Here is a 13,194-nt window from a genome sequence, read left to right as displayed (position 1 = left end):
CCACTCAGCCCCTTGTCTCCACGAATGTACGCGCATACACTCAAACCCACCAGTCTCCGGCAGGACGTCCGTGCGCCAACTCGACGAGGAGTGACATGTCGGTCCAGAAGAGAATCCCCGTAGCAGACCCCTCCCTCGGCGTCCCCGAGGATGCCGTCCACTTGTCCGACGCCGAAACCGTTCCAGGCGAGCGGCAGACTCCGTGGTTCTGGGTGAGCTTCGCCCTCGCGTGGGGCGCGACCGGCGTCGCGCAGGGGATGGTCGGCGTCGCCGTACCGCAGTTGCTGAAACAGTGGGACGCTGCGAGCGCTTCGGCGAATCTGAGCATCCTGCTGACCGTCGGAGGATTCGCCACGCTCGTGGTGACACCTGTGTTCGGGCGGCTGAGCGACCGCTCGCGGTCCCGCCTGGGACTGCGACGGCCGTGGATCCTTTCCGGATCGCTGATCGCCCTCGCCGGCTACCTTGCGCTCGCCTGGGCGCCGTCGCCCGCGTGGCTCTGGATCGGCCTCGTGCTGAACTACGTGGGCTGGGGTGCGGTCGCCATGGCGCAGCACAGCCTCTTCGCGGATCAGATCCGACGCCGGATCCGCGCCATCATGTCCGCGGTCACCGGAGCGGCCGGCACCGTCGGGATCCTGGCCGGCACGATGATGACTGGGCAGCTCGCCTCTCTCGGCCAGGCCGCCATGTTCCTGATCCCGGGTGCCGTGGCGGTGGCGCTGTCCCTGACGCTGTTCGTCACGCTCCGGGATCTCCGGCGGACAGATGCTCCCCCGCCGTTCAATCTGGAGGCGTTCGTCAGCACCTTCTGGCTCAGTCCGCGCCGTCACCCCGATTTCGCCTGGGCGTGGATCTGCCGCTTCCTGATGACCGCATCCATCGTGACCGTGACGAGCTACCTCTATCTCACGATCTCCGGACGGTTCGGCCTCGATGATCCCTCGGTGATCGCCGGGGTGCAGACTCAGGCCACCATGGTCTTCACCGTCTGCAATCTGCTGTGCGCTTTCCTCTTCGGCGTCATCTCGGACCGGACCAGACGGCGCAAGCCCAGCGTGCTGTTCGGCGCGATGCTCAGCGCCGTGGGCCTCATCGTGGCGGTCGCGACTCCGGGCCTGCCCATCTTCCTCGTCGGCATCGCCCTCATCGGCGCCGGACAGGGCGCCTACATCTCGGCGGACGTGGCCCTGATGACCGAATGCCTCCCCTCGGTGGAGGAGGCCGGCAAGGACCTCGGGATCGTGGCGCTGGCGTATCTGCTGCCGAATATCTTCGTCCCGGTGCTCGGCTTCCTCCTCACCAGGATCGGCTCGCCCACCGGTGAGAATTTCGGGGCGCTCTATGTGGCGGCCTTCGTCATGGCGGTGTTCGCCGGGCTGTCCGTCCTCAGGATCAGGAGTGTGCGCTGATGGCTTCCCACCCCGCGAAGGGCGTCTCGGCATGAGGTGGAGCCGAGGACACTGGCGCCGCCCCGCCGTCGACCCGGCGGTCACCGCCTTCGAGCAGGCGGCGGCTCCGCTCAAGACGCCGGAACCGGCCGACCCTGCGGGGCGACGTCGCGCGGCCCAGGAGAACGACGACCGCCTTCAGGCCGAGTTCGCTGAAACACCGCCGGAGACGGCGACGGCGGATCACGTGGTCCCTGCGCGTCAGGCGCCTGATGTGCGGGTGCGGGTGTACTGGCCGGGCTGGGAGCCGGCCTCCCCCGGGACGGGGCTCCCGGTGCTCGTGTACTGCTACGGCGGCGGCTTCACCCTGGGCGGGATCGACTGGAAGGCCTGGGACGCCCGACTGCGACGGCGGGCTCAGGACGCCGGAGTCATCATCGTGGCGCCGGACTACGCGCACGCACCGGAGCACCAGTTCCCGGTCCAGCCGGAGCAGTGCTGGGCGGCGTTCGAATGGGCCTTCGAGCACGCCGAGGAACTGGGAGGGTCGCGTGAGCGGCTTGCCATCGGCGGCGCTTCCTCGGGCGGCAACCTCGCGGCAACGGTGACACTCATGAATCGCGACCGGAACCGGATTCCTGTGCGGCTTCAGATCCTGGAGAACCCGGCCCTCGATCTCACGATCGGCCACGCGGACATGAGGGGAATCGGCCCCAGCATGCCGCACGTCATCCTGGAGAAGGCGGGGCGCGCTCTCGTGGCCCAGTACCTCGGGCCGGACCGGGCGCTGGCTCGGGAGCCGTATGCGTCACCGCTGCTGGCGGCATCCCACGAAGGCCTCCCGCCCGCGGTGATCTTCACCGCGGAGCTGGACCCACTGCGCGGCGACGGTGAGGCGTACGCCCGGGCGCTCTCGGCATCGGGCGTCCCGGTGACGGCGCTGCGGTTCGTCTCGCAGACCCACGAGTCCCTGGGAATCCCGGTCCCGTTCGCGGCGGGCGACTTCGCGCACCGCGCATGGGTCAATGAAGTGGCGCGGCTGCGGGAGTAGGCGCGGTCTGAGGCGATCCTCAGCTCCGGTCGCGGGCAGCTTCCCGCTCGAGGCGCTTCCGGCGAGACGACTCCGCCAGGATCGCAGCGGTGATCGCTCCGATCGCCGCCGACGTCGGACCATTCACGTAGTAGCCCACCCCGGCGCCTGCCAGCGTCGCAAGGGCCGTCCCCCACTTGTTCATCTGAGTGCTCCCCCACTGCTCACGATTTTCGACCTGTTGTCTCTGGAGCCTACCGAGGTGAGCTCCCGAGGACAACGGTGCGGTCGCTTGGCGGCAGGGCCAAAATGAACCGGCGCCTACGGAAAAACCCCGGTGTTGCAGGATGGAAATCCTGCGGCACCGGGGTTTTCGGTGGTGCGCCTGGTCGGTCGATACTCGAACCCTGTTCACCCCGAGAAGACGCTGGAAGAACTCGAGCAGCTTGTTCGAGATGTGACCGTTGAGAATGACCGCAACGATGCACCGCAGATCCAGAGGATCCTTTGGAAGCTAAGCAAAACGGACGAGCAACGTCTTGTGGCCGCAAACAGCGGTGGGGCAACTGTCAGTGCGCTGTCGCGCCAGCTTGACGTGAGCCGGGGCCGGGGCCGCACCATCCTCGTCAGCCACGACGCTCGCCCATGCAGGGGGCATCCTGTGAGCACCGACCAGCTCACACAGGCAATAGCGCTCTACGCCCAAGGACTGAGCATCGCTTCCATCGCCACCCAACTCGGCCTTACCCCAACCACCCTCAACAACCACCTGCGGAAAGCGGGTGCCACCCATAAGTCTCGCCAGCTACTCCTCGGCCTCCGCCACAAATGGCCGGGGCGTCGAGTAACGAAACACGGAGCGGAGTAGCGCAGCGCCGACCCCATCACGCATCGAACTGCCCGGTGGCGCAAAACCATTGTTCGCTGCGACGATGACCTAGCGCGAAGGCAGTCCGAGCGACGCAGGCACTCAAACCCGGTTTCCTTGCTTCAACAACATCTTGGGTGCCGATGGCTATACCCCGTCAGAGGTAGTGGCAAACTCCGCCCCTCCCGCCATGAGCATTGCGCGATCCACCGAGAGTATTTGGCATAGCCCTTCAAAGTGAGCAGCGTCCAGTGCGTTCATGAACTCGAAGGCCGCAGCTATCGCCGGACGGACTTCCTCTGGGTTTACCACGTCATCAGTCGCTGGACTCTCGCTATGTGAGTATGCGTGAGCATAGCGGGTAAGCCGAAGTCGAAGAGCGTCCGCGTCTCCGGAATAGTTTGCAGCCGCGAGCATCTTTCCGGCATCGCGCATAGAGTCATTGAAGTTCCCTACACGCTCCGGATACTTGAATGCCAAGAAGGACTCGAGCATGCGCCGGATGACATTTGGGAATAGCAACTGAGCATCAAGCCGGTTCTCCAAAGAGTCATCGTTGTCGAGCCGCTGCTTTGCTTCTACGACAGCAATGAAGGCATGATGGTAAGTTGAACGAATCTTCTTCCGCGCGTCCTCGCGATGCGGCCATTTGGCGAGCAAAGGCTCACGCTTCGTAATGCCTGCGCGGGTCACATTTCGCGCCTTGATCTCGTAAAACTGGTGCTTGGGTCGGAATTTCTCAGGGACGCCTTGGATCTGAATATCCCATTGGCGGAAAAGCTCAAAATTATGTGTCAAAAGAAAGAATTGTTCGATGTGGGACTTGTTGACCACTTCGGACCAAATATGTGTCGAAACACCCAAGAATACATTACTGTCGAGGCTGGATACCGGGTCATCGATAACGACAATGGACTTTCCATTGTCGTGTTTTGCCACGGTCTCCAGGAAGTGGACGAGTGTGATTGCCGTTCGCTCGCCGACACTGAGACCAATTGCTGGTTCGCCGTGTCTCAGCACACGGTACTTTCCCCCTACCGCTTCAAACTTGAGTTCTGAACGTCCGAGTAGGCGAGTAACTTCTTCAGTGAGTACCCGTGCAGTTGGATTTGGGTCTCCGTCCGCGGACTCAAGACCGGCGATCTCCGCGCGTATGGAAACAAGTTCCTTGTCCAGATTATCGAGCTCGCCCCCGAGGACGCCTGTGGCTTTAGAAAGCTCTTCGACTAGGTTCTCCCCGGACTTCAAATAGTGAAGCTCGACAGCTTCCGCGGCCTCGCGCACGAGGGCTCCATGGGCCTGAACTCTATTGTCGTGCTCCTCGCAGACTGCCCGGACGACGCTGGGATCCACCGTTACGGGTTCATCGATCTCCGACTCGACCGTGAGAAGAACATTCCTAGCTTTCTCCTCTGCTCGTAACCTTGCATCCGATGCCCATCGCGCCAGTGTCTTCAAATCGGTGGCTAGTTCTTCCGAAGCAGTTTCGTAGCGCTCCCGAAGGTCGGGAAACAAAAGACCTCGATTGGGAAGGTTCGCCAAGGCAATGTTGGCGTTGGTCTCTATTGACGAAATTTCTCGCGATACCGCTCCGAGCTCGCGCTGTAGCTGCGCGACCGCGTCAGAGAAGTGTCGGTTGATCTCTTCCTTGCGCTCTGTGGTGACTGGGCCCGAACAGAACAAGCAGGTATCAACTTCGCTGTGGAGCTGCTGACCTTCTTGCACCCACGAGGCTGCCTCTGGATGGGACTGAAGCGTGTCAAGTACGGTTGTGATGGGTGTGGCGTTTAGTGCGTCAGAGAGGCGTTTGGCAATGCCTCCAGGTACTGTCACCGCCGCTGTGAATGAGGGAATCGGGTCAGATTGCCCGGAGTTGATGATTCCGATCTTATCCTTCAGAGCGGCTTCACTAAGCTGGACCCATTTCGAGTGCGACCCCTCGAAGGCAGTCCGTACGACCTTCGCGCTAAAGCTCCCCCGTGACTTCCATCGGCCACCTGCACTGGCGGCGGCGCCAACTACCTGCTGCGCAATCGATCCGTACTGAGACTCAAGGAGTTTCTCGGCAGACTTTTTCGCATCGAACTTATTAACTCGTTCGTCCTGACGATGTTTCTCGTCCCTCCGAAGCTCTTCTAATCGGAGTTCGTCATCAACGCTCCTCTTGCCGATAGTGAGGACGGCTTCCATCGAGGGATCATCCGCATGGAAGCGGTGACTGTCAGCTATGTATCGATCGCTAAATACATAGACGCGATCAAATTCGGGGTGATCGTGCCCGCTAGTCGATTGGTCAACGTCATCATTACTGAGAAGAAACGAAACGTGTCGAAACCCTTCGCCATCAGCATGGTTCCGAAGGTCATCGAATGACCGAGCTAAGGACGTCTTCCCTGAGCCATTGGGTCCGAAAATAACATTGATTCGGCTGAGCTCAGGTAAGCCGCTGTCCCATCGGTAATTAGCAAAGTGACCACAATCCTTGAGCCATTCAATACGCTTTAACAACTGCCGCCCCCCAATACTTATGCCGCTTCAGCGACCGACCAACAAAGGCCATCAATCAATAATAGCATCTGCGGTGCAGACCGAGCTATCAAGTTTGGTGAATTTTCAGCCCAAGCCGCATCGTCTGGTCGAGTAGAGCCACCCGAGGGCCGGACTGAAGGACTTCAACGTGACAACCATTCAGCCCCACTTCTTTCATCCAACAAGAGCGGCCGGAGTATAAGCTCGTCTGCATGGCAACCTAGACTGTAGTTCATCGGTTCAGTGACATCTCCGGCGATGCGTCGGTGAATCCCCTGTCGTTCTCACTCGACGGGTCCACCTATGAGATTGACCTGACGAACGGCGAACTCACCGATCTTCACAAGGCCCTCGCTTTTTGCATCAGGGCAGCCCGGCAGGTGACCGTCAAGCGCAGTGCCAACCGCCCACGGCCCAATAAACCGGATCTGGATAGGATCCGCGAGTGGGCAAGCGCGAATGGGTACACGGTGGCGCAACGTGGACGGATTGCCCAGAAGGTCATCGAGGAATACGACGCAGCTCAGGCTTAGCAGCTAAGGGTCCTCTGCCTGGTAGCTCCGCAACGGACCTCGCACCTTCAGGTTCGCTTGCGAGGCAGGACCAGGAGCACGATAAGCACAATCGCCAGCGCCAGGATGATTCCACCGATGATGTTGCTAGCGATGGAGTTGCCCGAAGCGATGTCCAGGGGCTCGGGACAAGCTGCCCTCGGTCAGATGAGCCCGAGCTCGCCAGAATTCGACAGTTGCCGGAGGCCAGCACCATAAGGTAGCAACAAAGGGCCGAATCGACCCGTCAGTCATTGATGCCGGCCCACGAGCAAACGGTTAGCCAGCATGAGATCTGGCGTCGTTGATCACGCTAGCAGATATCCCGACGATTAAATGCCCATAATGACGCGATTATCGCCAGCGCGAGCCAAGCCAAACCTAGAGCCCCTGCAAGTTGAAGTGGTAGTTCCCCCGGGATCCGATTGCCTGTGCTTTGAAGCAGCGCGCTAAGTGGAGACCATCCGCTAACTTCGGGCTTCCACAGGGCGAGGGGCAGAGCCAGTACCAAGGTGGCCGGGACAATGAACAGGGCAACCAAATGAGCCCGTACGAGACTTCCAACACACAAGCCCCACAATGAGCATGCGATGCCGAGGACAGCCGCTTGCCCGAGTGTCTCGAAGTCCAGGACCGGACGCCGCATTGCCGCCCCGACAACTGCAGCGAAGATCAGGCAACTAATGGCGCCGATTGCGGCCCCAGCGGCCATGGTTGGCGGCATCTTCGCGATCAGGGATGTGTTCCGTGATTGCCAGAGGAGCTGGCGAGCGATGTAGCCGTCCCTGTAGTCGATCGTGAACCGGAACGAGCCATAGATGCTGGCCATTGTGGCGGCATTCACGGCCAGGGGGATGCGAAAAGCGTGCATCACGGTTTCGGTCATCGACGCCGGTACTGAGTTCAGGTCACGTGGTAGTCCGACTGCTGAGGCCAGGACGATCAACACGGCCGCAGTCAAGGCTCCGGCCAATACCTTGTCGCGTACTAGACGGGCGAGTTCTGTACGTAGGCTCCGGATCATCGGATGTCCCTACGTCGTTCCAGAGTCCACACGGTGACTGCGACAAGGACGATCCAGGCTGACGCTACGAGTAGGCATGACCACCATCCAAGTGTGCTGTCTTGTGCGGTGAACCCTGCGAGCCCGCTGAGCGCATTGTTGGGCAGTAGTTTCGCGAGATCCGGGGCTGCAGCTCGTAGCGGGAACTCCACGGCCAATGGAAGCACAAACACCACCGCTGTCGTTACGTAGTAGTTTCTGATGGCCCATCCGAGGAGACAGCCAAAGGCTGAGGCGGGCAAGCAGCTTAAGAGCGTCCCCAACCCCACAGTGAATGTTCCCTGATCAAGGACAAAGGTATGGCCCATCGTGCTGAACCACCACGAACCAATGAGAGGCCAGACTACTGCCAGCAGAAGGGCAAGGCCGAGGCCCGTGATTGAACTGGCGACCATCTTCGAAAGCAGCAGCCTCCAAGTGCCGGCCTGGATCAGACTGCGGTCGATCGACTGGTAATAGAACTCGCGGGTAACCGCATAGGAGGCCAGGAATGCCGTGGTGATGAACCCAGCACCGACCGGACGATAGAATGCCCGGCTTGCCTCCAGGTCGGACATCGAAGCGAATGAGTCCATGTCATTGGTCTGAATGAGAACAAAGAACGGTATGAGAAAGAGAAACAGCACGACAGCAAGGAAGGAGAGCCCGCTGACGGATCGTAATAGCTCGGCGACAATCGTCTTTCTCATGCTGTACGGACCCCATCAGCTTCAGTCAGCTCGAAGTATTTGTCCTCGAGGTTTGAGCCACCGTCAGATACGAGGTCTGTGAGTAGACCAGCAAAGAGGACTGTGCGCTTGATGATGATCACCTCATCGACAATGCTCTCTAGGTCTCGAAGTTGATGGCTGGAGATCAGGACCGTCCCTCCAGCTTTGGCGTAGGCTCGGAGATACCTTTTGAGCCATCGCATCCCTTCGGGATCTAGGCCGTTGCCCGGCTCGTCGAGGACGAGAATTTTGGGTGACCCGAGCAAGGCGGTAGCCAGGCCGAGCCGCTGAACCATTCCGGTGGAGTAGGTTTTGACCCGTCTCCGCGCGGCGAACGTCAGCCCAACCTCTTCAAGTACTTCTGCCACCCGGCTGGAAGGTTGCCCCAATGCCAGGCATCCGATCGTAAGATGCCGCTGCGCGGTGATTCCTGTCTCGAACCCCATGCCGTCCATATGAACGCCAACGACTCGGCCAGGGTTGTCATGGGATTCGAGGGGCTTTCCAAGAACGGTCGCGCTACCTGCGCTGGGCCGGAGAAGTCCAACTAGTCCGCGCAGGGCCGTTGATTTGCCTGCGCCATTGGGGCCGAGTAGACCCACGATCTTCCCAGTCGGAACCGTGAAGCTGAGATCTTCTACTGCTCTGGTCGTTCCAAATCTCTTGGAGAAGCCATTAAATTCGATGCTCACTTGGTGCTCAAAGTTGTCCATAGAATTCCTTTTCTCCGGAAGGTATCTGGCATCAGGGGATGATATCTTTTAGGGCAGGGCTGATAAAAGTGTCGAATGTGGCAGACCAGAGATCTTTGTCTGATAGCCGAATCTGTGCCATACCTGCTCTCGGAAGACCTTCAAGTGAAGCACCTGGGTCGACTCTCAGTGAAGTCTTCGATACCGCGACGGTCGCTCCTGGAACTTCAATTGGGTAGAGAGATGTTATATCCGCATCGCCAGGAGAGGATTCGCTCTGGGAGACGGACGCTATGCCGATTGCTGTACTGAACAAGAGTCCATTTGTCCGTAGCTCGACGCGTTGGCCCAAAGGCATGCTGATCTGGTGAGCTCCAGCTGCCTGGACGAGACTGAGAGTTCCACCGTCCTGAACGAAGCCTGCTCTCGCTTGCGTCGGCACCTTGATGACCATGCCGATGAGGATGATGGCCGCCACTAAAAGTGTGCCGCGCAACGCGACTACGGTTGCCCGCGTACCCTTGGCCCTCAGGTGAGTGACGGCACTGATGACCCATTTGACGGCCAGCAGCGCGAGGAGCATTTCGACCCCGAGCACTACTAGGCCCGAAATGAGACCTTTGCCGCTGATGAGTACGATCAATCGGCTCAATGATCCGGCGACCAGTACGAAGGGGAATACTGCTGAGGCGATGCCGAACGGTACGCTCCACCACTTTTCAATCTGCTGTGGTTCAGGAGCAGCTCCGAATAGCTGCCGTGCAATCCATCCGCCAGCATCCTTCATGGATTTCGCTCTGAGATTCGGTTCGTCCAATGCGGTCATTAGTGCTAGATACCCGTCGAATCGGACAAAGGGGATCAGATTAAACGCGACCACGCTATAGCAAGCAACAGTGACGATCCAGCAGACTTCCTTGAAGTCCTGGTTTAAGGACAGGAGGCCGACGGTGGCCGCAGTCCCCCCTATGAGGAGGTGAGCCGCAGGCCCAGAGAGGGCAACCCCGACCCTCTGCCAACGTGACGGCAGCCGCCACCCATCTGTGACGTCGACAAAGAAGGCTGGGGCCAAGTAGAAGAGCATGAATCCAGCACGTCGCGGTGTCCCGCCGAAGCTCGCCAGGGCCGCGCCATGTGCATATTCGTGGATTGCTGTCGCCGTGATCAAGATTGCCGTCACCGCAAGCATGCCAGCAAGAGTAACGGGCTGCGACAAGGTCTGGATGATCTGCGGCAGCTGAACCGCGGCTACTACAAACCCGGTCAACGCGATTGCCGCCACGACGATCGCACCGACGCGGCTGAAAACTGGTCGCAGCAGTGGCGCCGTGCGGGAAAAGAGCCATGCTGACTTCAACGACGCGAGTTGCACCGTCAACGGAGGACGATATGTTAGACGGCCTGCGGCCCGGTAGGTTCCACCCGCAATGACTCCAATACGCTGAAAGCGTCCAAGCAAGGCGAGGAAGTCTTCGAGAGACAGCCGGTCCGAGTATGCCAGGTAGATCTGGCTGACAGCCCTCGTACCGTCCAGACTACGGACCAGTTCGGTAATGTGTGCCGAGGCCCGGGCCACGGGAACACCGTCGACGGTGATGACCCAGGTTCCGTCCGGCACTCCGGGCGGCACAAAGTCAACATTCGGGGTGCGCTGTGGTGACGTTTCAGGCGTGATCGGTGGAGTACGACGGTTGGATAAGAGCTGCTTCATCGCTTCAAACCAGAGGGTGAGGTATTGGGAAAATTCTGTCGGAGTCCAGAGAGCTCGCGTGGCCGGTCCGCTCTTCGGCTCGGGCCAATCGACTGGCGTTCCATGTGTCATGGCGTCGCTCATCGAGCCTTAGCTGCTGATACCCACTCGCGAAGGCTTTGACGGCGTGCCAACCGATCTCGCGCGCTCCGTTTGGGAGGCGACCTGTGAGGTCAGCGACGAAGACCGACTCTGCACCGTCGTCACACATGAACCGGGCAAGATCTTGTGACATGAGGCGTTCCTCAGCCTGCGATGAACCTTCGACTGTGTTAAACGTGTCGAACCATCCCTGCAGAAGTGTCGATGCGTGTGGAAGCGACCAATATCGAGCGCGTTCCTCATCATTACGAGGCTTTTCCACCACGGCAATATCTGTCCAGGTGCGAGCGAGTCCAAGTACGTCGTAAAGCTGGCAGGCTTCGAAGAGAGCACCCAACACACCCTCGGAGGGCGTTGTTGAAGCCTTAGCGCCGAATCCGCAGAGACGGTCACCTTCAGAGAAGGTCGCCGCCAGGTACACGTCCACCCCGGGCACGCCTGTACGGCAACGGCCAATTCGAACGGTTCGTTCAAGTTGGTTCAGGAAACCGGTCATGAACGTAAGTTGTGGGGATCCCCACGTGTCCGAGTCCAAGGACAATTCATCCAAGACCAGCTGGCGCGCCCAGGCAACCATCACCGCGTCCCGCTCGATGAGTTCCATTAATGCAGAACAGGCTGCATCTTCGAGGCTCAGCCCCGATGCAGAGCCAGATGGGGACGGCTCCAGCCCAGTCGTTGACGAGTAGTCGAGCCCTGATCGATAGCTGATCTCGTGACTGGTTAGGGAGTCGGACATGCGGTGGTTCCCGATCTGCAAAAAGGCAGGGAATCTGGGATCCAGGGTCGATGACGAGGACACCCTCCGGGCGGTATTGATGCCGCGCCGACTTCGTGCTTTTGTAACCGTTTGAGAAGTAGGAAGGAGAGCAAACCTCTCCACTGCTTCTCCGATTGCTCGTTTCATCGCTCGAAGTTGGACCAGATCGTATGCCCCCACGAGGTCAAGCTTATTGCTTGGGTTCTCGGCTTGAGGACTGGCGAGCTCGATCGCCATTCGGACAAGGGGCGTCTCTCCAGCAATGCGAGGCAACAGGACATGGTTGCGAACGATTCCAACGGACGGGTCGAGGGCCTGCACGTAAGGTTTCATCGACATTCGACGACCACGATTCCTCTACCAAGGCCGGTCACGCTGGATCGAACCTGATGGACGTTCTCCACCGAGAACCCGCCATTTTCCAGCTCGCGAATCATTTCGTCCATAGGCAACAACTGCACCGTGCTGAAGTAGACCGGGACGGACCCCGGCGGTGTGGTTCGCGAGCTCAGATCAGCGAAGTTGACCAACCGGCTACGCCCGTCAGCTGATAGCTCCTGCGTGAAATACACGCTCTGCTTGATTTGTCCCTCCGAGAACTGGAGGTGAGACTCCTTGGCTTGAGAGAGTTCATGGGCAGCGTCAGCATCAGCGAGGGAGAGTGCAAAAGAGCCGCCTGGAGCGAGATGGGTCCTCACTGAACTCATAAGGTTGCGACGGTCTTCGGCGTTGAGCAACGTAATTGATGTCGCTCCCAGGATAATGAGGTCAAACTTGAGACCAAGGCTGAAAGTGGCCATATTCCCAAGGTGAGTGGTGACCGGGCAACTGGAGGATGTACGTTCCTGGAGAAGCTGGAGCATGGTCCGCGAGTTGTCCAACGCATGCATTTCGTGACCGAGCCTAGCCAGCGGGATTGTAAGGCGCCCCGAGCCTGCGCCCAGGTCGAGGATTCTTCCTGGGTGCTGTCGACTGAGATTGATGAATTCCCTAACTTCGCTTCGATCACTGCGGGTCACTGCGTCGTATACGCGCGACCCTCCGGCACTATAAAGGTCCTCCATGCAAGGCTGAAGCTGGTGGGTATGTAGATAGTTCAACATCGCGCCAGTGAGGTGGGCGTTGCCCGTCACTAGGGAATTCATTGGGTTCCTTCCTGCCCGTCTGTAGGCGCCCAATGCGGACGCCTACAGACGGATCTATCGAGCTTAGGTGGCTGCGATGGCGACCAGGCCGGCAGCAGCCGCAATAGCGTAGGTAGCGTGCTGCCACCATTCGAGCGGCGCTTCCATAGCTTCGATCTCTTCGAACTGGAGAGTCATTTCGTTCATCGTCAGATCACCTCCTCTCCTGGGTTGTGATGCCGATTCCGGTCAGGTCAGGCTCAGGGCGATTGCGCCGGCCGCCACGCCGACGGAGAAGCCGCGGAACCAGTCCCAACCATCGTCGGGGGCGTCCATGGACTCGAGCTCGACGAAGTCGAGGTTGAGCGCGGGAGCGTTCATCTGTGCCTCCTTTCGGTACGAGTTTTTGCGGCCTAGAAGCTCTAGGATCAGGTCGCGCCGATCGCCGCGACCATGCCGACGACGGCGATCCCGGACAAGACTCCCTGCCACCAGCTGTCTTCGCTGGGAGCATCCATAGGTTCGATCTCTTCCATGTGCAGATCGAGAATGTCGTTCTTGGTCATTCAATTCACCTCCCCCCCAAAATTTCGGTGAACCTCCAGGACCGGATAGTCCGGAGAA

The 13,194-nt window shown here is 59.7% G+C and carries 15 protein-coding genes and 1 pseudogene; 5 read left to right on the top strand and 11 right to left on the bottom strand.

The features are described 5' to 3' along the window. Positions 1–95 precede the first annotated feature (95 nt). Positions 96–1,412 carry an MFS transporter gene (locus tag AB4Y75_RS04940; RefSeq protein WP_441434741.1) on the top strand — a complete coding sequence of 439 codons (1,317 nt, stop codon included), beginning with the start codon at positions 96–98 and terminating at the stop codon, positions 1,410–1,412. Between the two features lie 31 nt (positions 1,413–1,443). Then, the gene (locus AB4Y75_RS04935; protein ID WP_441434740.1) at positions 1,444–2,442 is read left to right on the top strand and encodes an alpha/beta hydrolase; all 999 of its coding nucleotides are present in this window, start codon (positions 1,444–1,446) and stop codon (positions 2,440–2,442) included. Between the two features lie 19 nt (positions 2,443–2,461). On the opposite strand, the gene AB4Y75_RS04930 is transcribed toward AB4Y75_RS04935, so the two are convergent. After that, positions 2,462–2,626, bottom strand: a complete 165-nt coding sequence (locus tag AB4Y75_RS04930; RefSeq protein ID WP_441434739.1) for a hypothetical protein — start codon at positions 2,624–2,626, stop codon at positions 2,462–2,464. 132 nt (positions 2,627–2,758) lie between these two features. Here AB4Y75_RS04930 and AB4Y75_RS04925 point away from each other — a divergent pair, with 132 nt between their 5' ends. Then, the gene (locus tag AB4Y75_RS04925; RefSeq protein ID WP_441434738.1) at positions 2,759–3,289 is read left to right on the top strand and encodes a hypothetical protein; all 531 of its coding nucleotides are present in this window, start codon (positions 2,759–2,761) and stop codon (positions 3,287–3,289) included. 147 nt (positions 3,290–3,436) lie between these two features. On the opposite strand, the gene AB4Y75_RS04920 is transcribed toward AB4Y75_RS04925, so the two are convergent. Then, on the bottom strand, positions 3,437–5,797 hold the full coding sequence (locus AB4Y75_RS04920) for an AAA family ATPase (RefSeq protein ID WP_441434737.1): 2,361 nt from the start codon (positions 5,795–5,797) through the stop codon (positions 3,437–3,439). Positions 5,798–6,057: 260 nt separating this feature from the next. On the opposite strand from AB4Y75_RS04920, the pseudogene AB4Y75_RS04915 reads away from it, so the two are divergent. Both AB4Y75_RS04915 and AB4Y75_RS04910 read left to right on the top strand, forming a co-directional pair. Then, positions 6,058–6,189 (top strand): annotated as a pseudogene (locus AB4Y75_RS04915) (Lsr2 dimerization domain-containing protein); the annotation flags it as partial. Between the two features lie 9 nt (positions 6,190–6,198). Next, complete coding sequence (locus tag AB4Y75_RS04910; protein ID WP_441435264.1) at positions 6,199–6,351, top strand: Lsr2 family DNA-binding protein; 153 nt, start codon at positions 6,199–6,201, stop codon at positions 6,349–6,351. A gap of 331 nt (positions 6,352–6,682) precedes the next feature. On the opposite strand, the gene AB4Y75_RS04905 is transcribed toward AB4Y75_RS04910, so the two are convergent. The 9 genes from AB4Y75_RS04905 to mpaA1 all read right to left on the bottom strand — a co-directional run bounded on the left by AB4Y75_RS04905 (position 6,683) and on the right by mpaA1 (position 13,136). Next, a complete protein-coding gene (locus AB4Y75_RS04905) occupies positions 6,683–7,318 on the bottom strand; it encodes a hypothetical protein (protein ID WP_441434736.1) in 636 nt (211 codons plus the stop codon). Between the two features lie 71 nt (positions 7,319–7,389). Next, positions 7,390–8,121, bottom strand: a complete 732-nt coding sequence (locus AB4Y75_RS04900; RefSeq protein WP_441434735.1) for a hypothetical protein — start codon at positions 8,119–8,121, stop codon at positions 7,390–7,392. Next, positions 8,118–8,855, bottom strand: coding sequence for an ABC transporter ATP-binding protein (locus AB4Y75_RS04895; protein ID WP_441434734.1), 738 nt, complete (start codon positions 8,853–8,855; stop codon positions 8,118–8,120). The genes AB4Y75_RS04900 and AB4Y75_RS04895 overlap by 4 nt, the downstream gene beginning before the upstream one ends. 31 nt (positions 8,856–8,886) lie before the next feature. After that, positions 8,887–10,668 carry a daptide biosynthesis intramembrane metalloprotease gene (gene mpaP, locus AB4Y75_RS04890; protein WP_441434733.1) on the bottom strand — a complete coding sequence of 594 codons (1,782 nt, stop codon included), beginning with the start codon at positions 10,666–10,668 and terminating at the stop codon, positions 8,887–8,889. Next, positions 10,550–11,425 carry a YcaO-like family protein gene (locus AB4Y75_RS04885; protein ID WP_441435263.1) on the bottom strand — a complete coding sequence of 292 codons (876 nt, stop codon included), beginning with the start codon at positions 11,423–11,425 and terminating at the stop codon, positions 10,550–10,552. The genes mpaP and AB4Y75_RS04885 overlap by 119 nt, the downstream gene beginning before the upstream one ends. Before the next feature lie 350 nt (positions 11,426–11,775). Beyond that, a complete protein-coding gene (mpaM, locus tag AB4Y75_RS04880) occupies positions 11,776–12,510 on the bottom strand; it encodes a daptide-type RiPP biosynthesis methyltransferase (protein WP_441435262.1) in 735 nt (244 codons plus the stop codon). Positions 12,511–12,654: 144 nt separating this feature from the next. Then, positions 12,655–12,777 carry an MpaA3 family daptide-type RiPP gene (gene mpaA3, locus AB4Y75_RS04875; RefSeq protein WP_441434732.1) on the bottom strand — a complete coding sequence of 41 codons (123 nt, stop codon included), beginning with the start codon at positions 12,775–12,777 and terminating at the stop codon, positions 12,655–12,657. A 42-nt stretch (positions 12,778–12,819) separates the two neighbouring features. Further along, positions 12,820–12,951: an MpaA2 family daptide-type RiPP gene (gene mpaA2, locus AB4Y75_RS04870; protein WP_441434731.1), complete on the bottom strand. Its 132-nt coding sequence runs from the start codon at positions 12,949–12,951 to the stop codon at positions 12,820–12,822. Positions 12,952–12,998: 47 nt separating this feature from the next. Continuing rightward, positions 12,999–13,136, bottom strand: a complete 138-nt coding sequence (gene mpaA1 / locus AB4Y75_RS04865; RefSeq protein WP_441434730.1) for an MpaA1 family daptide-type RiPP — start codon at positions 13,134–13,136, stop codon at positions 12,999–13,001. Positions 13,137–13,194 lie beyond the last annotated feature (58 nt).

Origin of the sequence: Arthrobacter sp. RAF14 (assembly GCF_052114185.1) — a bacterium.
Lineage (GTDB): Bacteria > Actinomycetota > Actinomycetes > Actinomycetales > Micrococcaceae > Arthrobacter_E.
Note: the sequence above shows the minus strand (reverse complement) of the source record. Positions and strands in the feature narration are given on the sequence as shown.